Origin of the sequence: Acinetobacter sp. BIGb0196 (genome assembly GCF_011759595.1) — a bacterium.
Classification (GTDB): domain Bacteria; phylum Pseudomonadota; class Gammaproteobacteria; order Pseudomonadales; family Moraxellaceae; genus Acinetobacter; species Acinetobacter guillouiae.
Genome location: NZ_JAAOZA010000002.1, coordinates 432,028 through 451,009, shown reverse-complemented (window position 1 = coordinate 451,009; position 18,982 = coordinate 432,028). Strand labels below are relative to the sequence as shown.

Sequence of the window (18,982 nt, the reverse complement as noted above, 5' to 3'; positions counted from 1 at the left end):
GCGTAAGAGAGCTTCTGTTCGATAAGAGCAAAGCTCTTTTCTTTTTTTAAATTTCTGACCTTTTTGGTGCTAAAAATTTTACATATAAAAAAAGCGGATTTTACAATCCGCTTTTTGACTTCTCGATATCTCATACATGGCTGAACTTATAGACGAAAGACATGCAAGCTATCCGTTATACACAAATACCTATCATCAAAATCAACTAAGCTTCCGCTACAATTTCACCAAATTTGCCATTATTGAAATCGTTAAACGCTTGCACGATTTCTTCTTTGCTATTCATCACAAATGGACCATAGCCTTGAATTGGCTCATTCAGTGGTTTACCTGTAAGGACCAAAAACTTAGCATCTTGCACTGCTTCAAGTTGAATTGCTGCATCGCCATCTTTTTCAAACATGACAATCGAGCTATCAAGTACCTTTTGTGTGCCATTGAGCAGCATTTCACCTTCGAGTACAACCACCAAAGTATTGTGGTCAACAGGTACATGAATAATTTGCTCATGACCCGCTTTAAGCTGACCATCCCAAACATTGACTGGGCTAAAGGTTGAAGCAGCACCTTGTTGTTCAGCATATTTCCCAGCAACCACACGTAAGTGGCCTGCATCATCATCAAAATGAATCACAGGAATATCTTGCGCAGAAATTGCTTGATACTTTGGTTGGGTCATTTTATCTGCTGCAGGTAAATTCACCCAAAGCTGAACCATTTCAAAGATTCCACCTTTTTCAGTGAATTCGTGTGAATGGAATTCTTCATGAACCAAGCCTGCGCCCGCAGTCATCCATTGCACATCACCTGTTTTAATGGTTCCACCGCCACCATGGGAGTCTTTATGGGTAACTTCACCTTGATAGGCAATCGTTACTGTTTCAAAGCCACGATGTGGATGTGAACCTACACCGTGCTGTTCATGGCTAGGTGCAAATGTGTAAGGCGCTACATAATCCAATAATAAAAAAGGACTAATCGCTTGACCTAAACGATCATAAGAAAACAAGTTTTTTACAGGAAAGCCATCACCGACCCAATGCATATTTTGATTGCGGTATACACCAATAATTCTTTTCATCTCAATACTCCTATCTCTAGGCTTTAATATGAATCCATTTTAGGTTTTTTAAAGTGATCAATACAGCAATCTACCAATACGCTGAATCCCAAATATAGGATATTCAATAGCGACGGCACAGCGTAGTTTTTAATCAATCATCTTATTTATGAGATTATTAATCTCAGTTTATAGGCTTAATTATCATGATTAAGCCACGTAACATGAAATCCATGCAAAATAATTTGTTTTGTATTTAAGCACAATTTAAATTTTAGTGACTTCAAGGATATAAAAAATGGGAAAACCTTACGTTCGTTTAAACAAAGATGATGCTGCGGTATTGTTAGTCGATCATCAAACTGGATTACTTTCTTTAGTCCGCGACATTGACCCAGATAAGTTTAAAAACAATGTTTTGGCACTGGCTGCTGCGGCCCAATATTTTAACCTTCCCACTATTCTGACCACCAGTTTTGAAGATGGCCCCAATGGTCCACTGGTACCCGAGTTAAAAGCGCTTTTTCCAGATGCGCCTTATATCGCTCGCCCTGGTCAAATCAATGCTTGGGACAATGAAGACTTTGTCAAAGCAGTAAAAGCAACAGGTAAAAAACAACTGATTATTGCGGGTGTTGTCACCGAAGTTTGTGTTGCCTTTCCTGCACTTTCTGCCCTTGAAGAAGATTTTGAGGTCTTTGTGATCACCGATGCTTCAGGAACATTTAACCCGCTAACACGTGACTCAGCGTGGGACCGTATGAGCAATGCCGGTGCACAATTAATGACTTGGTTTGGTGCCTCTTGTGAGCTACATCGCGATTGGCGTAATGATATTGAAGGTTTAGGTACGCTATTTGGTAATCATATCCCTGACTATCGTAATCTGATCAACAGCTACACACAAAACACTTCTCAAAAATAAGATAATCGTTGTCGCTAGGAATGTAAGCCTTTGCATTCCTAGCTTTTGTTTCTGCATTTTATTTGTACAAATTTTAAAATATTTTCCTATTAATGATACTATTCTATCATCAACACACCTGAGATGAAGCTGTGCACTCTTTTGATGATTACTATTATTTCTATCTGGTGGTAAAACATGGTGGATTTAGTGCTGCAAGTGAAGCCAGTAATATCACCAAGTCTAAACTGAGCCGACGTATTCTGGATTTAGAAGCCAAATTTAATGTGACTCTGATTCAACGCTCGACACGGCATTTTAAAGTCACACCACTAGGACAAGAATTCTTTGAGGAATGTGCAAAGATTATTGAACAGGCGGATAATGCCCAGAATGTCTTATTAAAACAAGAAATTGAATTACAGGGTCTGATTAAAATTAGTTGCCCACCGGTGATGATGGAACATCAAATTCGACCAATTCTAAATCAGTTTTTAAAAAAATATCCCAAAGTTCGGGTTGAATTAGCACTCACCAGTCGACGTATCGATGTGCTGCATGATGATATTGATTTGGCCATTCGTACTAACTTTTCAAGCAATGAAGACTCCAGCATTATCGTTAGAGATGTGATTAAAACCACGCACTGTTTAGTGATTAGTCCTGAACTTTTAGGCGATCGTGAAATTCAACATGTCACAGAACTTTGTGAATTTCCAACCATTGTATTAGGTACAGATAAACAGCACTATCATTGGCATTTACATCATATTCAGCAACGAGAAGAAATCGATATTCCGTTACAGCCTCGGGTCAAAAGCAATGACTTAATGGGTGCGTATTATGCGGTACTCGATGGCTTAGGTATTGCTGATCTTCCCTATTTAACGGTAGAACGAGACATTGCTTCAGGGCGTTTAATCCATCTGTTACCAGAGTGGTGTTCTAATATCGGTGTTGTACAGTTGGTCTATGCATCACGCAAAGGTCAACGCTTAGTCATGGAAAAATTAATTGAAGATTTAGTTGAAGGTATTCGTGCCTATGCACCTAAACACGATGGTTATATTTTATAAAGCCAAGCGAACAATAAAAAAACCAGAAGTTAAACTTCTGGTTTTTCAATTCTAATCCTAGGCAATGATTAGATTTTACCGATCAAATCAATTGAAGGTGCAAGTGTTGCATCGCCTTCTTTCCATTTTGCTGGACATACTTCGCCAGGGTGTGCGTGTACATATTGTGCTGCTTTCACTTTACGCAGTAATTCTTGTGCATCACGTCCAATGCCACCGGCATTGATTTCAATAATTTGAATTTTACCTTCAGGATCAATTACGAAAGTGCCACGATCTGCAAGGCCTTCAGCTTCAATCAACACTTCAAAGTTTTTTGCCAAAGCCCATGTTGGATCACCCACCATTGGATATTGGATCTTTTTGATTTCATCTGAGTTGTCATGCCATGCTTTATGGGTAAAGTGTGTATCGGTAGAAACTGAGTAAATTTCTACGCCCATTTTTTGGAATTCAGCATAGTTATCTGCTAGATCGCCTAACTCTGTTGGGCAGACAAAAGTAAAATCAGCAGGATAGAAAAATACCACAGACCATTTACCCAAGAAGTCTTTTTCAGACACTTCGATAAATTCACCATTTTTATATGCAGTTGCGTTAAATGCTTTAACTTCAGTATTGATCAAACTCATTTGGTCTTCCTTCAATAGGTTTCAGGGATTGCTTATCTGTGAAATCACTATACGAAATATTATTAAATCGGTAAAACTGGAGTTTTTAATAAAAGTAATCGGTATTATAGATTTATCTTTCCAATCTGTTGGCTTGGTTTGATCGAAAATATTATTTCAAACTTTGCTTGACCTTTCACCATTTACTCTATAGATTTTCTTTTTGAGTGGACTTTAAAAAATGACGTTCTCAATTCTTTTGGAGCAATTCCAAAACCTTCCTTTTGGTACAGACGCTTTTAAACAACTGAAAATAAACTGTGAATCTCAAATTGCTCATTCTGAGGCTGATTTTGAGAAAACGGCAATTTTTATGATTTATGGTTTTGCCAAAAACTATGTTTTACTCTATGAAGATCAAGCCATTACTGCTGAATTTGCGGCAAAAGCAAAAAACCAATTGCTAGGCTATATGCAGCAACTGGACACAGCAATTCAAACTCAAGATCGTGCAACCATTCTTAATCACTTAGATCAAGTCACAGCGCACTATATGCAAAGCTCACGAATTTTTTAATCACAGCATCGTAATTCAACAAGCTTGATTATTTAGCCTTGTTGTTGCTGATATACGCTTTCTAAACTGCACCAAGCCGCATGTGACAATGCTGCTTGGTAAACTTTTGGCGTGGCTTTCACTTTACCTGACAACCATGCCCGACAATAACTTTCTGTCGATCCAACCATAAATGACAATAATAATTCATGGGGAATGTTCTTGATCACCCCGTAATCGGGTTGCTGTTTCATCCAAGCCAGTAAGTGCTGATTACGTAAATGATTCTGCTGTTTTAGCTGATCGCGCTGAGAACTTTTAGAAATACTAAAATTGGCAGTATATAAAAATCTGGCGAAATCAGGATAATCCATGACCCAGTCTATATAGCTTGCTGTCATCACTTGAATACCCTGCTGTAGACTTTGTGCAGACAATAATGCTTGATCACGGCGTTCTGCTTGGTCTTCTATGGCTAAAATATACAGGGCTGCCACTAAACCTTCTTTATTTTTAAAATGGTGATAAATCGCCCCCACACTGGTTTGCGCACGTTCACGGATCATTTCTATTGTTGTTGTTTCAATCCCATATTCTAAAAAACAGGCTAATGCTTCCGTTAAAATCACACGTTTTAATTCTGCACGACGTCCACTATAACGACGTTCCAACAAACTTTGATTATTCATGTACAGCCTTTGATTTTATTTAAGCATTTTCTATATGACATTTTACGCGATTCAAATCGTCTGTCGAGCCAATAACAGAATTTAATTCTGTATTAGAATAATATTCTGCAAAATAAATAATATTCTGTAAACTAAATAAGGAATACAACAATGAGCCAAACCCTAAAACTGTGGAATAGATTTAAAAATAAGCCTGCTGGCAAATGGACATTTTCAAAATTATTATGCTTAAAAGCGCCTTATTTCAGCAGTATTTCACCTGTTTTTGAACGACTCGAAACGAATTATGCTGAAATTAAAATCAAAAAACACCGTGCTATACTCAATCATATTGGTACAGTCCATGCTATTGCCATGTGTAATATGGCTGAGCTTGCTGGCGGAACCATGACCGATGTAACCGTGCCTTCCACGCACCGTTGGATTCCCAAAGGGATGACTGTTGAATATTTAAAGAAGGCTGAAACTGATTTAATTGCGATTGCCACGCCTGTTGAGCGCAATTTTCAGTGGAATCAAGGTAGTGATTATTTGGTCAATGTGGAGGTCAAAGACACGCAAAATAATCTGGTGTTTAAAGCCGTGATTACCATGTGGGTTTCTGCGAAAAAGTGATTGTCTAAAACCAAATCATGAGGTTCATAAAAAAACCCTTTGTTTTCACAAAGGGTTTTGATAAAGCTTGACCATTCTTATCAATTAAAACGGTAAGTCATCATCCAAATCCGCAGGGGCAGCAGTAGGTGCTGATGGTGCAGCTGCAGGTTTAGGCGATTGAAAACCTTGGTTTACATTGTTTCCGGCATTGCCATAGCCACCTTGTGGATTGGCATTGCCGTAACCACCGCCTTGATTACCTTGATTCGCATAACCACCACCGCCTTGGTTGTTGTTAAAACCACCTTGCTGGTTGTTATTGAAACGTGGTTGGTTATAACCACCATTGTCAGCAGCAGCGCCTTCACCTTGTTGACGGTTGTTATCAAGCATCTGCATTTGTTCGCCACGAATTTCAGTGGTATAGCGCTCTTGACCATTTTGATCCGTCCACTGACGGGTACGTAAAGAACCTTCAATATAAACTTTTGAACCTTTACGTAAATACTGCTGTGCAATCTCACCTAAACGGTTGTGCAATACAATACGATGCCATTCCGTTTGTTCTTTTCTTTCACCGGAATTTTTGTCTGTCCAAGATTCACTTGTCGCAATTGAAAATTGAGTGAGAGAACCCCCATTTGGGAAAGTTTTAGTCTCAGGATCACGACCTAAAGTACCAACTAAAATAACTTTATTTACACCACGCATTAGATGTTATCTTCCTATTCGATTCTATGTTTTACTTTATAAGAGTTATGTTTAAATGGCTACCTCTTTCCCAAACAACTGCGTTAAATGTTGTCGCGCAGCATCATCAATTTGCTGTTTATCAACTTTTATATACGCAACTTGCTGGTCAGACATAACCACAACTTCCTCAATACCACGAATTGACAACAACTGAGAAGTCCAATTATCGGTTTGTTTATCCTCAGGCAATCGTAATACGATTGATGTTAAATATCGTGGTTGAGCTAGCCCAAAACTAATGAGCAACCAAAGTATAGCAATAGCTGATAAGACACTCCAACCCATTGTTGTATTATTGAGCAAAATTAATTGTCCACCGAGTGTGCCACCAAAAAAAGCCCCTAAAAATTGAGCACTTGCATTGACACCCATCGCTGTTGCTTTGGATTGAATCGGTGCTGCTTTAGACAACCATGAAGGGAGTAATGCTTCCATGACATTAAAGGCAATAAAGAACAATCCAAGGCCTAACAACAAGATATATTTGGATTCATAACCAAAAATCAGAACAACTAATCCCGCTATAATTCCTGCAATTGCCGTTAGAAAAATGCTGCGCATTTTACGGTATTTTTCAGCCAGAATAATGCTCGGAAATGCAAAGAACAGACTGATGACCAACAAAGGCAAATAAACAATGCCATGTTGCGCCAAAGGGATTCCGGCAAAATTGATCAATTGAGAAGGCACATAAACAAACATTGCGGTAAGCAATAAGTGCAGCGCAAAAACTGAAACATGTAGACGATTCAGATCGCCCATTTTTAAGACTTGTTTGAGCTGATGCAGATAACCTTGTTTAAAGTTTTTATGATGACGTGTGGTTTTAGGCACCATAAACAACATGAGAATTGCCAATAATCCCATAATTGTTGTTACCCAGAATAGCCCTGAAATCCCCACCAAACTGGTGAGCCAAGGCCCTAAACTAAAAGCCACAACAAAGGACAATCCGATACTCATGCCCATCACAGCCATGGCTTTGGTTCGATTCTCTTCACGGGTGACATCCGCCAGCAAAGCCATAACAACCGCAGATACAGCGCCAGCGCCAGCAATCGCACGGCCAATAATGACCCCATAAATGGTTTCAGACATTGCTGCAACAGCACCACCCAAAGCAAACAGCAGTAAGCCAAAAACAATCAAAGGTTTACGGCTAAAACGATCTGCCCATAAGCTAAAAGGAATTTGCAGAAGTGCTTGGCTGAGGCCATAGACACCGACCGCTAAACCGATCAAAGCAGGTGTGGCATACTGATAAGACTGACCAACCACCGCAAACACAGGGATAATCATGAACAACCCCAACATGCGTAAAGCAAAAATACTACTTAATGCAAAGGTCGAGCGGCGTTCTAAAGGATTCATCATATCTACTGGCTTATCAAAACTGGCGAGCTAATTATCAAACACATCATCGCATATTGTGGCAACTTTGTGGAAACATTGAGCATAAAAAAGAGCACTGTTAAAGTGCTCTTGTATTGTAATCTCTTTTCTTAAAAAAGGATTAACTCTGTTGTTCAATTCGCTTGTTATATTGAATCGATGCAATGACTGCCCAAACAATAAAGGCAACACCAATCAAACCTGTTACCACCTCAGGTACATGTAAACCTGTACCACTTGCAATCATGATAAATGCCAAAGCACCAATGGCATAATGCGCACCATGCTCAAGGTAGATATAGGCATCAAGTGTACCTTTATCGACCAAGTAAATTGTCATTGAACGAACAAACATCGCACCAATGGCCAAACCAAGCATAATAATGACAACATCAGAGGTAATCGCAAACGCACCGATCACGCCGTCAAAACTAAAGGATGCATCTAAAACTTCTAGGTAAATAAAGCCACCAATACCCGCTTTGATCACACCTGTAGGTGCACCATTGGCATCATGACCCACAGCATTGCCGTCTTCATCCACTTCTGGCTCGCCACCCAGTAAATGACTGAGTACTTGTACACCGATATAAATCACGATGCCCCAGATACCCGCCATTGTGACCACAAGGCGTTTCGCTTCATCTACATTTGCAGCCATAATCAGCAATGCCACTAAAGCAAGGAATACCGACATTGCTGGTACATTGGCTAAGTTGGCTAAACGCTTTTCAATCCATTTAAACCAATGGGTATCTTTGCCTTCATCCAAGAAAAAGTTTAAAAATACCAATAACAGGAATGAACCACCAAAAGCGGCAATTTCAGCATGATGTGCCAATAATTTTTCTGAGTATTGAATTGGATCATTTAATGCCATTTTTACAACATCAAACATGCCCATATCCGCTGTGACTGCAACAATCACAACAGGAAATACCAGTCGCATACCAAACACAGCAATCAAAATACCAACGGTTAAAAAGATCATTTTCCAGAAATGATCCCAATTACGCAGTACAGATGCATTTACAACAGCATTGTCAAAAGACAGAGACACTTCCATAACAGCAAGAATTGCCGTAATGGTCAGTGCAGAGAGCATGGCTTGCACGCCTGCATTTGGACCATGGGTAAAGCCCCAATATGCAGAGATTGCCAAACACACGATCGTAAAAAATATTGAGAAACCAAAATGTTTCATCATGGGAATTCGACCTACGGAGAATAGTTTTTGAATCAGAAAACTGAAATAAAAATCGCGTTTTTAATGCGCACATTATGACGACTTTTTCACATTTATCCAAAGTTCTTTGTCATATTTTTATGCAAATACAGCCGAATTTTCTGCATTCAAATACCTAAAGCAATTTAGAGTTGTTATAGTCTTGCAAACTGAAATCATTTTATAACTTGAATCATTGCATAGGAAAATGACATGTCTTTTTCTCAAGACGTATGGCAACGTAATCTTGCTTTATATAACAAAACTTTAGCGCTTCCATTTAACCAAGAACTTGCGACAGGCTCATTAAACAAAGAAGCTTTTTGTCATTATGTGATTCAGGATGCGCATTATCTGGTGGCTTATGGTCGTGCATTGGCTGTCTGTGGTGCAAAAGCATTTGATGCTGACGATATCATCCAATTTACCCAAGGTGCGAAAGAAGCGATTGTGGTTGAACGTAGCCTACACGATGGATTTATGAAAGATTTTGGGATTAGCAAAGCTGACTTTGAGAATACCCCGCTTACCCTTGCCTGCCATCACTACACTTCTTTTTTAACTGCGACGGCTTGGTCTGAAAGCTATCCTGTGGTTTTGGCTTCGTTACTGCCTTGCTTCTGGATTTATGCAGAAGTTGGAAAAGATATTGTGAGTAAATCTATTGCCAATAATCCATATCAAGCATGGATCGATACCTATTCAGGTGAAGAGTTTAACGAAGCAGTTAAAAATGTTTTAGCAACGATTGACCGTATTGCAGAACATTGCGATGCAGATACCCTTGAGAAAATGCATAAAGCCTATACCAAAGGCGCTGAATTAGAATGGTTGTTCTGGGATAGCGCTTATCATCAAAGACAGTGGTTGGGCTTAGATCAGTAATACAATTTTATTGAAAATTGACGATGTATATAAAGATGAATAATTAAGCTACTTCATATATCACATCTACAACTATCCCTCATAAAACTGAGGGATAGCCTCAATAAAAAAGAGTGCCAAAGCACTCTTTACTCGCAACAGAATACATTAAACCGCTATTTTAAATTTATCTGATAAATTGCTGTACTGCCACTGACTTCATTGCCCACAATCAACATAGGCTTTGCATTTGGTGAATCTTTGGCAGAGACAAATGTCAGTCCTTCAGGACCTAAATCACTTTTCTCAATCAGAACCGGCTTATCATCCTTGTTTAAGATTGGCTGACCTTGGGCATCTTTATAAACCTGATCCTGTTTAAAGGTACGATTATTAAAATACTGTATAAACACAGGCTTTTGTGGATTGCTAATGTCGTATACCATTATCCCACTTTGGCGCTCTAAGCCAATAAAGGCAAAGGTTTTTTTACCAATTGTACCCAGCGCTAAACCTTCAGGCTCAGGTCCTTTCTTGCCACTTCGGTCATCAAAAGCCGCCGCTTCATGATCACTATTAAAATAATTTGGAAATAGCTCAGCAACTTTACGCTCAAACTCACTACCTGAATCCCAAATTAACTTGCCTTGTACATCCCATATACTGAATGAACGCGCGCCATAGCTATAAAGTTTGCTATAGGTCAATAATCCATTGGCATCCAATTTTGGTGAGCCATCCATGTTGGTTTGATAACCCATATTCCAAGCAATGTTTAAACGTCCTAATGATTTATCATCACGGCACAAGCCCGGATCAGTCGCCGTTGCACCACAATAGGCAAAAACCGTTGCATCTAGTTTGGCACCTTTTACACCTGCGGCAATATTGGTCAAATGAGCAGGATAATCTTTTATATTATTGCTAAAACCTTTAACGCTGAATAAATCCTTCATCCGAATCGCTTCAACAAAACCTTGGCTTTGATCTCCAGCATAGTACGCTTTTGAGTCTTTTAGCCATTCACGTGAATCACCTTCATTGGCTGTGACTAAATAACTTGCCCCATTGGCTTGATAATGGGCAATTGAATCAGGTTGATACATCCCCACCAAACCCGGCCAAGCCTGAATATTAATTTTTCCATCTTTATCACTGACATCTAGCGCATTATTGGCAAGCCCATGATCTTTATAACCTAATGGAAAAATATCAGTCACTTTTTTAGCAACGATATCAATTTTGGCAATGGCATTATTTTCTTGTAAGGTCGCCCAAGCGGTTTTCCCATCATTGCTGATGGTGATGTACTCAGGCTCTAGATCCTGAGCCACTGTCGCTTTAGGACCAAAAATGCGTACACCCGCTTTAATCAAATCGGCTTTTTTATCATTAAACGCTTTAAAATCGGCAAGGTTGGCGGTTGGTCGTTGAATATTGCTGATATCAATAATACTGATTGAACCTTCAGGATCGATACTATAGTCATCATTGGGTTCAGCCTCATTTGCCACCAAAACAGTTTTACCATCTGGGCTAAATGTCAGCATATCAGGTAAAGCACCAACTTCGACTTTACTGATCAATTTCAAATCTTTGGCATTAAAAAAAGCCACAATACCCTTATCTGTTTTTTGTTTGGCTTGAACGGCTAGTGCCACAATGCCATTTTTAATCGCAACTGAATTTACTTCTGAATCAGCTAAAGCTTCACGGGCCGAAAGCTCACCAATATGCACAGGTGTTTCGGGTTTAGACACATCTAATACATCAACTAAACCCTTTTTGGCATTGACCACAAATACCCGTTTTGTTATTGCATCATATGCAGGAATTTCTGCTGCACTTTCAGCAAAAATACCCGTTTCATAACGCCCCAATAAACTTAAATTAATGCTTTCAGGTGTGGCTTCTTCAACCGTTGGCGCTGTTGTTTTATTATCATCATTACATGCCACTAAGCCAACAGAAAGCATTGCTAAACACAATGCTGAAACTTTTATGTTCATAAACAGCCCATTTTTTGTTTAATTTGGCTTAATGTATTCATCATGGGTGTAAGTTCCATGACAAGCAGATTACAGTTTTATGGCAATTTCTTGAACATTCAATTGGGTACTGCGTCTGATTCAATATAAAGCAACGATTTCATACAGATTTAGTCAGATGATTGTTTTAAAATATTCACAAAATGAGATTATTTAAGTTCTATGACGACTACGCCATCGCACAGTAAACTCCAACCTAAATTCTATTTATTGGTTTTTTTAGTTTCGATCGGCTTTTTCATGCAAGGCTTAGATACCACGATTATCAATACCGCTTTGCCTGCTATGGCAGAAAGCCTGCAAGAAAATCCATTAAAAATGCATGGCATCGTGATTAGCTATGTCTTGGCGGTTGCTGCGTGTATTCCTTTAAGCGGTTGGCTGGCAGATCGCTTTGGGGTACGAAATATCTTTTTTGCAGCGATCGTAATTTTTACCGCTGCCTCATTGGGCTGTGCACTGTCCAATGACTTCAATCTACTTATTGTATTTCGAGTTATTCAAGGTATCGGTGGCGCGTTACTGGTTCCAGTCGGGCGACTCGCCATGTTAAAAATCATCCCTCGTGAGCAGTTTCTTTCTGCAATGAGTTTGATGAGCTTAGCAGGCTTACTCGGTCCATTAATGGGTCCGATCTTAGGCGGTTGGTTGGTCGAATATGCCTCTTGGCACTGGATTTTTCTGATTAATTTACCCATCGGTATTTTAGGCACTTTTGTTACCTTTAAAGCCATGCCCAATGTGGCTGAAGCATCTGTAAAATCCTTTGATTCCAGTGGCTTTATCCTATTGGCAATCGCAATGGTGGGCATGGCATTAGGGATTGAAAATATTGCCAGCAATGAAATCTCCAGAAACCTGAGCTTAGGCTTACTTTTCGCTGGGATAATCTCAGCATTGGTCTATGCCTATCATGCCCATACCCATAAAAATGCATTGTTTCGTAGTCGACTGTTTAAAAATAAAATCTATACCATTGGTGTACTCGGTAATTTCTTTGCGCGCTTTGGTGGAAATGCCGTTCCCTTTATTTTGCCGCTGATGCTCCAAGTTGCATTTAAAATGGAACCTTTGATGACTGGGGTAATGATGACCCCAATTGTACTCGGTTCATTATTTTCTAAACCCATCATTCGCCCGATTTTACAACGTACCGGTTATCGTCCATTTCTTCTGGTCAATACCTTATTGATCGGTGCATGTATTGCCAGTTTTGCGTTACATACAGCGGATACCCCGACATGGTTAGGTGTGGTGCATTTCTTTATTTTTGGTGTACTCAACTCATTACAATTTGTGACCATGAATACCCTTACGCTTAAAGATCTCCCGCAACAGGATGCCAGTAGTGGGAATAGCTTTTTATCGATGATTATGATGTTATCAATGAGTATTGGGGTTGCTTTGGCAGGTACTCTACTCAATGCATTTACAGGCTATTTTAGTGAAGCGCATATAACACAAGCATTTCACTATACCCTAATTTGCTTAGGTGCGATTAACATCATTACGGCGTTGATATTCTTTCAAATTCCCAAAGATGCGCAAATTTAAGTGTTGCAATTTTTATTCAGCCATCGTTTTTTAGAACCAAAGCACGTTAAACTGATCCATCTGGATATTTAGAAAAACCATGTCAAAATACGCTGCGAAAAAACACAAACAGCAAAAAATCACTCGCAATAGCTCAGTTTTAGCGATCGCACTTTTCTGCTGCGTCATACTCGGGACTTTGTTTTTTGTTCATAATAATGCCGCCTTGGCTGAAGCCTATCCGATTAAAGGTTTCGATGTATCACATCATCAAGGTGATATTGATTGGAAAAAAATTTCTCCGCAGCACTATCAGTTTGTCTATCTTAAAGCCACTGAAGGTGGCGATTATCAAGATGATAAGTTTCAGCAGTATTGGTTAGAAGCACGTGAACGTGGTCTGCGTGTGGGGGCTTATCACTTCTTTCGTTTATGTCGTGATGGTGACATTCAAGCACAAAATTTTATCAAAACAGTGCCAAATAAAAGCAATGCCTTGCCCCCTGTGATGGACTTGGAATATGACAGCAGTTGCATAAACACCTATACCAAAGAACAATTAATCAAACACATCAAAAGTATGCATGATCAATTGCAAAAGCATTACGGTAAACAACCGATTTTTTATACCTCTAAAATCTTTTACAACATGGTTTTAACAGGTGAGTTTAAAGATACACCGATTTGGATTCGTGAATATAAAGATAAGCCTGATTTAAAAGACCAACGTGCATGGACATTTTGGCAACAGAGCAACCAAGGCAAAATTCAAGGCATCGAAAAAAATGTCGATTTAAATGTATTTTATGGTGATGCAGAACAATGGCAGCAGTTTTTACAGAAAAATAAGTTGAATTAAGCGCAATCAAGATCATTCATGACATAAGCTGTCGCATATTCTTTACAAAATTCAAATTCATCAATAGAAACAAATCAAGATCGGTTAGAATAATCACACAGCGTTTCAACACTGTGTAATTCATGAGAAAAATCATCCATATTGACATGGATGCATTCTATGCATCTGTAGAGCTACTCGACCGCCCTGAATTAAAGCATCTGCCTGTGGTGATTTCCTCACATCATCCTCGGGCTGTGATTGCTGCTGCATCCTACCCAGCGCGTCAGTTTGGATTACGCTCTGCCATGTCGATGTCTCAGGCAAAAAAACTCTGCCCTCAAGTCTATGTGATTGAACCGAATTTTGAAAAGTATCGTGACGTTTCTGTAAAGATTCATGAGATTTTTCAGAAATACACTGCGCTTATCGAACCTTTATCTTTAGATGAAGCTTATTTAGATGTCACTGAAAATTTACAAAATATTCCCAGTGCCACTGAAGTGGCGGAACGAATTCGAGCTGATATTTTTCAACAAACAGGGCTTACGGCTTCAGCAGGTGTGGCACCGAATAAATTTCTTGCCAAAATTGCCTCGGATTGGAATAAACCCAATGGCATTTGCATCATTAAACCGACCCAAGTTCAACATTTTATCCATGATTTACCCCTGAAAAAAATTCCCGGTGTCGGTAAAGTCACTCAGGAAAAACTGAAAAGCTTAAACTTAGAGACTTTGGGGGATTTGCAAAAAATTGAAGAAAATATACTGATCCATCATTTTGGCAAATATGGTAGACAGTTGTTTTTATATGCCCAAGGTATTGATGATCGCCCAGTACAAGCCGAACGACAACGTCAGCAAATTTCCAAAGAAACCACATTTGATGATGATCTCAGCCTTGAACAGTGTTCAATCTATTGGGACAATTTAATTGAACGTGTTTGGCTCAGTTTAGAAAAAAAACACATGCAGGCTCGCGGTGTCACCGTTAAGTTAAAACTCAAGAATTTTCAGGTTTTACAGCACAGTAAAAGTTTTAAAACCGCACTTCAATCGCAACAAGAAATGGTTCAGGTCATTCAAATATTATTAAGCGAAATGCAAATTCCTGAGCATTTCCAATTCCGTTTAATCGGAGTGGGTTTGTATCAACTGACCGATCAGCAAGATGAAGCACAATTGTCATTATGGTAAACATAAATGAAAAAGACATGTGCGACTTCAGCTTTAATCTTTTACTTTATATCAGAAATAAAATCGTGAATTAATCTGGCCACTTGATTTGCGTGTACATTGGCCAAATCATGTTCCCCTTGTTCAATGATATGCAATCTGGAATGCTGAATTTTTTCATGCAAATATTTACCCACGCCCACAGGGCTAATGGGATCTGCATCTCCCCAGAGTAACAGGACTGGGCACGCTATTTTGTATAATAAATCATCTAAATGGGATTGATGATCGACAAACCAATTGGGCACTGCAAATGTTTGCTGATAATTCCCTCGCCAATCCGCAACCTGAAAAGGGCTTAAATCAATTCCACCAGAGCTTGCAACCAAAACCAAAGCTTTGATCAATTCAGGTTTTTGTAATGCTGCTTGAACTGCAAAAACACCTCCCATAGATTGAGCAATCACAATACAGGGCTGTTGAATTTGGTCGAGAATATAGCCCTGTAAATCGTCAAAACTATCAATATGCGGATGCTCTGGATACCCAGCAAAACTTGGATAGGCCATCACTGTTTTTTGATGATCGGCTGAAAGCTGCTGCATAACAGGTTGCCAAAACGCTGTACTTCCCGATGCGCCTGGTAAAAAAATTAAATGCATTCAGCCATCACCTTGATATACAAAATTTAATCATCACTCTTTAGTTTAGCGCGTTGAAAAGCAGGACGCTGCTGAATTCGTTCAGCATATGCAGCCAGTCGAGGGGTTTTATTTTTGGTTCGTTGTTGCATGGCAATCACGGGAAAACTCATTTGAATGTCGGCAAAAGAAAACTCACCTGCGGCATAGTCATGTTGACTAAAATAAGCTTCCAAAAAGGCTGCATGTTCTTTTAAACGAGGATTACTAAAGCCGCCACGGACACCTTCTGAAATTTTCTTTGCAATAGGACGAATTAAAAAAGGAACATGTTTTGGCATATTGGTCATGACCAAGGTCATCAACAAATAAGGCATTAAAGAACCCTCGGCATAATGCATCCAGTAGTTATATTGCATTAAGTCTTTAGGGTTCTGAGGCTTAAACTGATTTTTTGTATCATAGGTTGCTTGAAGATAATCTAAAATCACAGCAGATTCTGCAATAGTCAGGTCACCATCGGTCAATACAGGTGACTTTCCAAGCGGATGAACTGCTTTTAACTCAGGGGGTGCAGCAAAAGTAGGCAAGCGTTTATAGTGCTTAATCTGATACTCAAGCCCCAGCTCTTCTAAAGCCCAGATAATACGGAGTGAACGAGATTGATCTAGGTGATGTAATGTAATCATTGTATTGCCTCAGTTTTTATCCTTCGACTATAAATTGATCTCAACTTTTCAACAATTCTATTACTGTATTTAAATCATTTTTTTATCAACTTTGTTTATACTCTAGATTCAATATTGGTTATTCTGAGAATAAAAATGAAGTCACTTATCCCGTTAATTTTCTTCTTTATTTGTTCAAATCTATATGCCTATCAACCCAAGCTTATGTTACTGGGATCTCTTGAGAATAAGGGTGAGTCCTTTATTGATGTAAATGCACATCAAAAAATTCGTGATTCGTTTAAGCAAGCTGTCATCTATGAAAAATATGCCAACCCTATTAAAGATGAGCAAGGTGCAACATATCAATCAGTTATTAAACAGCTTATTGTAGATTGCACAGGAAAAACCATCGCCATTCGGGGCGCTGATTACTTTGCAGGAAAAACATCAAACAGTAAATTAGTGAAAAAATTTGATGACCTTACCTTGAGCCATGATGGTGAAACGGGAGCAGCTTTTTATTCCTTTGACGACTTAGAGTTTAAAGCCTTGAATCAAGATAAGTTCTATAACAAAATTTATGCAAACACCTGTAAATAATCAATAAAAGCAACTTTGTATAATCTTAATGACAGAAAAAAAAGATATTTTGTTTTTATACAAAATATCTTTTTACGGATCAGCGACAACGACCATCTTTTACATAGCCGTTTTTTAAATAATCGTGGTATTGATTTCCACACTACGCAATAAAGTCTTGGTCACTGGGGTTTTTTGGCAAATGTCTAACACTTTTTGATGCAACTCTTCAGACAACGGAGTGGCAAAAGACAAGCGACGCTCGACCCATTCTTTCCCCTCTTTATTGGCATTAAAATCAGCTTCAACTGTAAACTCACCCAAATCAAGCCCTTTGTGTTGAGCATACATACGCAAAGTAATCATGGTACAAGAAATTAAACCTGAACAAATAAAATCATAAGGTGCTAAGCCCTTGTCTTGCCCACCGAATGATTCTGGTTTATCGGTAATCAGTTGATGTTTTCCACTCACCACCTCACCTGACCATGGTTCTGGATAGGTTTTTACCTTTGCATTTGCAATAATTGCCATTTTATTTTCCTTTAATCTTTAAATTTTTAGTGAATGCCAGTTTAAATAAAACTTTTTAAACACAACACTTGCGCTAAAGGATGATCAAGCACGTCTTTAACGCAAATTATTTACTTTGAATCCCTGTCTAAAGATCGATAATGCGCAATGCAGCACATCACTTCGATGCTCGCATCTTGTCTGGGAATGCTGGTGCTTCTAAACGTGGACCATCATAATCAGGGATCGTTCCGAAACGGGCATCCTGATTTGCCCATTGCTCTGTTGCTGTTTTTAGTTCTTCCTGTGTTCTGCCCACAAGATTCCACCACAATAAAATAGGCGACTCAAAAGGTTCACCACCAATCAACAGTAAACGCGAGCCTTTTGGTAACTCAACCTCAATCTGTGAAATTCCAGGTTCTATCACTACCATATTGTCACTATTTAAATCATGACCATTTACTGTTGCTTCACCTTCTAATGCCATAAATCCATATTCAAAATGAGGATTCAGTGGAATACGTGTCTTGGTTGATTCTTTTGCAAAAAAATCGATCCCCACTAATTCCGTATGCACTTTGACAGGAGATTTGGTATTCATGAATTCACCGACTAAAACTGTAAATTCGATATGGTCCTGCTCTACGATGGGTAATTCTGGATAATGATCAAACTGCGGTGCCATATTGATCTTATCATCAGGCAATGCAATCCAAAGCTGTGCAGCATGCATTCTTGTTTCAGTATCGGGAGCAACTTCTGTATGGGAAATACCATAACCAGCAGTCATTAGATTCACTTGTTTAGGACGAATCAATTGTTTAGAGCCGATGCTGTCTGTATGCATCATCGTCCCTTCGATCATCCAAGTGAAGGTTTGTAATCCAATATGTGGGTGCGGTCCAACATCCAATCCATCTCCCTGAGGAAATACGACTGGGCCAGCGTGATCTAAAAAGCACCATGCGCCAATCATGCGTTTTTGACGACTGGGTAATGCACGTTTAATGACGGTGCCTTTGCCTATTTCTGCTGAACGGATTGGAAAATCTTGAATAAACTGATTCACATATTTTTCACAATCGTCAGAGTTAGAAATCTCGGTATAGTTGGTATTGGTCATTTTGTTATCCTAAATTTGTCCATCAGCTCAGGACGTTATTGCAACATCTACAATTTCATTTTATTTAGCTTATCGGTTTTATATACATCGACCTATAGCTATCTTAATACGCTGAATACCATGAATAG

General features: G+C 39.1%; 20 protein-coding genes. 9 read left to right on the top strand and 11 right to left on the bottom strand.

Translation table 11 applies throughout. The features are described 5' to 3' along the window. Positions 1–205: 205 nt before the first annotated feature. A complete protein-coding gene (locus tag FHR28_RS14840; RefSeq protein ID WP_166782958.1) occupies positions 206–1,081 on the bottom strand; it encodes a pirin family protein in 876 nt (291 codons plus the stop codon). 277 nt (positions 1,082–1,358) lie between these two features. Here FHR28_RS14840 and ycaC point away from each other — a divergent pair, with 277 nt between their 5' ends. Both ycaC and FHR28_RS14830 read left to right on the top strand, forming a co-directional pair. Then, entirely contained in the window at positions 1,359–1,985 is a 627-nt protein-coding gene (ycaC, locus tag FHR28_RS14835; protein WP_004818434.1) for an isochorismate family cysteine hydrolase YcaC, read from the top strand. A 131-nt stretch (positions 1,986–2,116) separates the two neighbouring features. Beyond that, positions 2,117–3,040 carry a LysR substrate-binding domain-containing protein gene (locus tag FHR28_RS14830; RefSeq protein WP_034611312.1) on the top strand — a complete coding sequence of 308 codons (924 nt, stop codon included), beginning with the start codon at positions 2,117–2,119 and terminating at the stop codon, positions 3,038–3,040. A 68-nt stretch (positions 3,041–3,108) separates the two neighbouring features. On the opposite strand, the gene ahpC is transcribed toward FHR28_RS14830, so the two are convergent. Beyond that, entirely contained in the window at positions 3,109–3,672 is a 564-nt protein-coding gene (gene ahpC, locus FHR28_RS14825) for an alkyl hydroperoxide reductase subunit C (protein WP_004718560.1), read from the bottom strand. Positions 3,673–3,892: 220 nt separating this feature from the next. On the opposite strand from ahpC, the gene FHR28_RS14820 reads away from it, so the two are divergent. After that, positions 3,893–4,228 carry a hypothetical protein gene (locus FHR28_RS14820; protein WP_034611310.1) on the top strand — a complete coding sequence of 112 codons (336 nt, stop codon included), beginning with the start codon at positions 3,893–3,895 and terminating at the stop codon, positions 4,226–4,228. A 32-nt stretch (positions 4,229–4,260) separates the two neighbouring features. Here FHR28_RS14820 and FHR28_RS14815 read toward each other — a convergent pair whose 3' ends face one another. Then, positions 4,261–4,896, bottom strand: a complete 636-nt coding sequence (locus tag FHR28_RS14815; RefSeq protein WP_166782957.1) for a TetR/AcrR family transcriptional regulator — start codon at positions 4,894–4,896, stop codon at positions 4,261–4,263. Between the two features lie 150 nt (positions 4,897–5,046). On the opposite strand from FHR28_RS14815, the gene FHR28_RS14810 reads away from it, so the two are divergent. Continuing rightward, positions 5,047–5,511, top strand: a complete 465-nt coding sequence (locus FHR28_RS14810) for a hotdog fold domain-containing protein (RefSeq protein WP_166782956.1) — start codon at positions 5,047–5,049, stop codon at positions 5,509–5,511. 84 nt (positions 5,512–5,595) lie between these two features. Here the strand turns inward: FHR28_RS14810 and ssb are convergent, their stop codons facing one another. The 3 genes from ssb to FHR28_RS14795 all read right to left on the bottom strand — a co-directional run bounded on the left by ssb (position 5,596) and on the right by FHR28_RS14795 (position 8,842). After that, the gene (gene ssb / locus FHR28_RS14805; RefSeq protein WP_166782955.1) at positions 5,596–6,204 is read right to left on the bottom strand and encodes a single-stranded DNA-binding protein; all 609 of its coding nucleotides are present in this window, start codon (positions 6,202–6,204) and stop codon (positions 5,596–5,598) included. A 51-nt stretch (positions 6,205–6,255) separates the two neighbouring features. Continuing rightward, positions 6,256–7,620 (bottom strand): MFS transporter, encoded by a 1,365-nt coding sequence (locus FHR28_RS14800; protein ID WP_016539108.1) that lies wholly within the window; start codon positions 7,618–7,620, stop codon positions 6,256–6,258. A 139-nt stretch (positions 7,621–7,759) separates the two neighbouring features. Continuing rightward, complete coding sequence (locus FHR28_RS14795; protein WP_171066888.1) at positions 7,760–8,842, bottom strand: DUF475 domain-containing protein; 1,083 nt, start codon at positions 8,840–8,842, stop codon at positions 7,760–7,762. Between the two features lie 234 nt (positions 8,843–9,076). Here FHR28_RS14795 and tenA point away from each other — a divergent pair, with 234 nt between their 5' ends. Further along, positions 9,077–9,748 carry a thiaminase II gene (tenA, locus tag FHR28_RS14790; RefSeq protein WP_166782954.1) on the top strand — a complete coding sequence of 224 codons (672 nt, stop codon included), beginning with the start codon at positions 9,077–9,079 and terminating at the stop codon, positions 9,746–9,748. A gap of 155 nt (positions 9,749–9,903) precedes the next feature. On the opposite strand, the gene FHR28_RS14785 is transcribed toward tenA, so the two are convergent. Continuing rightward, entirely contained in the window at positions 9,904–11,736 is a 1,833-nt protein-coding gene (locus tag FHR28_RS14785; RefSeq protein ID WP_166782953.1) for a choice-of-anchor I family protein, read from the bottom strand. A 201-nt stretch (positions 11,737–11,937) separates the two neighbouring features. On the opposite strand from FHR28_RS14785, the gene mdtD reads away from it, so the two are divergent. The 3 genes from mdtD (at position 11,938) to dinB (ending at position 15,345) form a co-directional block, all read left to right on the top strand. Then, positions 11,938–13,329, top strand: coding sequence for a multidrug transporter subunit MdtD (gene mdtD, locus FHR28_RS14780; RefSeq protein ID WP_166782952.1), 1,392 nt, complete (start codon positions 11,938–11,940; stop codon positions 13,327–13,329). A 79-nt stretch (positions 13,330–13,408) separates the two neighbouring features. Beyond that, a complete protein-coding gene (locus FHR28_RS14775) occupies positions 13,409–14,167 on the top strand; it encodes a GH25 family lysozyme (protein ID WP_056517195.1) in 759 nt (252 codons plus the stop codon). Between the two features lie 122 nt (positions 14,168–14,289). Further along, positions 14,290–15,345 carry a DNA polymerase IV gene (dinB, locus tag FHR28_RS14770; protein ID WP_034611297.1) on the top strand — a complete coding sequence of 352 codons (1,056 nt, stop codon included), beginning with the start codon at positions 14,290–14,292 and terminating at the stop codon, positions 15,343–15,345. Between the two features lie 41 nt (positions 15,346–15,386). Here the strand turns inward: dinB and FHR28_RS14765 are convergent, their stop codons facing one another. After that, positions 15,387–15,986 (bottom strand): alpha/beta fold hydrolase, encoded by a 600-nt coding sequence (locus tag FHR28_RS14765; RefSeq protein WP_105713888.1) that lies wholly within the window; start codon positions 15,984–15,986, stop codon positions 15,387–15,389. A gap of 26 nt (positions 15,987–16,012) precedes the next feature. Then, entirely contained in the window at positions 16,013–16,654 is a 642-nt protein-coding gene (locus tag FHR28_RS14760; protein WP_004718584.1) for a glutathione S-transferase family protein, read from the bottom strand. A 135-nt stretch (positions 16,655–16,789) separates the two neighbouring features. On the opposite strand from FHR28_RS14760, the gene FHR28_RS14755 reads away from it, so the two are divergent. Beyond that, entirely contained in the window at positions 16,790–17,236 is a 447-nt protein-coding gene (locus FHR28_RS14755; protein WP_034611292.1) for a surface-adhesin E family protein, read from the top strand. 114 nt (positions 17,237–17,350) lie between these two features. Here FHR28_RS14755 and FHR28_RS14750 read toward each other — a convergent pair whose 3' ends face one another. Further along, positions 17,351–17,749, bottom strand: coding sequence for an OsmC family protein (locus FHR28_RS14750; protein WP_004718587.1), 399 nt, complete (start codon positions 17,747–17,749; stop codon positions 17,351–17,353). Between the two features lie 157 nt (positions 17,750–17,906). After that, complete coding sequence (locus FHR28_RS14745; protein WP_034611289.1) at positions 17,907–18,854, bottom strand: pirin family protein; 948 nt, start codon at positions 18,852–18,854, stop codon at positions 17,907–17,909. Positions 18,855–18,982 lie beyond the last annotated feature (128 nt).

What these genes read in the sequence shown, in the direction of transcription:
- FHR28_RS14820 (WP_034611310.1), top strand. Translation starts at nt 3,893, where the DNA reads ATGACGTTCTCAATTCTTTTGGAGCAATTCCAAAACCTTCCTTTTGGT.
- FHR28_RS14750 (WP_004718587.1), bottom strand. Translation starts at nt 17,749, where the DNA reads ATGGCAATTATTGCAAATGCAAAGGTAAAAACCTATCCAGAACCATGG.
- ssb (WP_166782955.1), bottom strand. Translation starts at nt 6,204, where the DNA reads ATGCGTGGTGTAAATAAAGTTATTTTAGTTGGTACTTTAGGTCGTGAT.
- FHR28_RS14810 (WP_166782956.1), top strand. Translation starts at nt 5,047, where the DNA reads ATGAGCCAAACCCTAAAACTGTGGAATAGATTTAAAAATAAGCCTGCT.
- ahpC (WP_004718560.1), bottom strand. Translation starts at nt 3,672, where the DNA reads ATGAGTTTGATCAATACTGAAGTTAAAGCATTTAACGCAACTGCATAT.
- FHR28_RS14800 (WP_016539108.1), bottom strand. Translation starts at nt 7,620, where the DNA reads ATGATGAATCCTTTAGAACGCCGCTCGACCTTTGCATTAAGTAGTATT.
- FHR28_RS14745 (WP_034611289.1), bottom strand. Translation starts at nt 18,854, where the DNA reads ATGACCAATACCAACTATACCGAGATTTCTAACTCTGACGATTGTGAA.
- dinB (WP_034611297.1), top strand. Translation starts at nt 14,290, where the DNA reads ATGAGAAAAATCATCCATATTGACATGGATGCATTCTATGCATCTGTA.
- mdtD (WP_166782952.1), top strand. Translation starts at nt 11,938, where the DNA reads ATGACGACTACGCCATCGCACAGTAAACTCCAACCTAAATTCTATTTA.
- FHR28_RS14785 (WP_166782953.1), bottom strand. Translation starts at nt 11,736, where the DNA reads ATGAACATAAAAGTTTCAGCATTGTGTTTAGCAATGCTTTCTGTTGGC.
- tenA (WP_166782954.1), top strand. Translation starts at nt 9,077, where the DNA reads ATGTCTTTTTCTCAAGACGTATGGCAACGTAATCTTGCTTTATATAAC.
- FHR28_RS14775 (WP_056517195.1), top strand. Translation starts at nt 13,409, where the DNA reads ATGTCAAAATACGCTGCGAAAAAACACAAACAGCAAAAAATCACTCGC.
- FHR28_RS14765 (WP_105713888.1), bottom strand. Translation starts at nt 15,986, where the DNA reads ATGCATTTAATTTTTTTACCAGGCGCATCGGGAAGTACAGCGTTTTGG.
- FHR28_RS14815 (WP_166782957.1), bottom strand. Translation starts at nt 4,896, where the DNA reads ATGAATAATCAAAGTTTGTTGGAACGTCGTTATAGTGGACGTCGTGCA.
- ycaC (WP_004818434.1), top strand. Translation starts at nt 1,359, where the DNA reads ATGGGAAAACCTTACGTTCGTTTAAACAAAGATGATGCTGCGGTATTG.
- FHR28_RS14840 (WP_166782958.1), bottom strand. Translation starts at nt 1,081, where the DNA reads ATGAAAAGAATTATTGGTGTATACCGCAATCAAAATATGCATTGGGTC.
- FHR28_RS14755 (WP_034611292.1), top strand. Translation starts at nt 16,790, where the DNA reads ATGAAGTCACTTATCCCGTTAATTTTCTTCTTTATTTGTTCAAATCTA.
- FHR28_RS14795 (WP_171066888.1), bottom strand. Translation starts at nt 8,842, where the DNA reads ATGAAACATTTTGGTTTCTCAATATTTTTTACGATCGTGTGTTTGGCA.
- FHR28_RS14760 (WP_004718584.1), bottom strand. Translation starts at nt 16,654, where the DNA reads ATGATTACATTACATCACCTAGATCAATCTCGTTCACTCCGTATTATC.